General features: G+C 49.4%; 1 rRNA gene. It reads left to right on the top strand.

Annotated elements, in window-relative coordinates:
- A 23S ribosomal RNA gene (locus NJD71_RS14125) occupies positions 1-255 on the top strand; the annotation flags it as partial.

The following is a 255-nucleotide window of genomic DNA, read 5'->3' as shown; positions in this document are numbered from 1 at the left end:
CACAGGTGATCAGGTAGAGAATACCAAGGCGCTTGAGAGAACTCTGCTGAAGGAACTAGGCAAAATGGTACCGTAACTTCGGGAGAAGGTACGCTGTTGGTGGTGATAGGACTTGCTCCTTGAGCTGTTGGCAGTCGCAGATACCAGGCTGCTGCAACTGTTTATTAAAAACACAGCACTCTGCAAACACGAAAGTGGACGTATAGGGTGTGATGTCTGCCCGGTGCTGGAAGGTTAATTGATGGGGTTAGCGTA

Source organism: Psychrobacter sp. PP-21 (assembly GCF_033790785.1).
Lineage (GTDB): Bacteria > Pseudomonadota > Gammaproteobacteria > Pseudomonadales > Moraxellaceae > Psychrobacter.
Note: the sequence above shows the minus strand (reverse complement) of the source record. Positions and strands in the feature narration are given on the sequence as shown.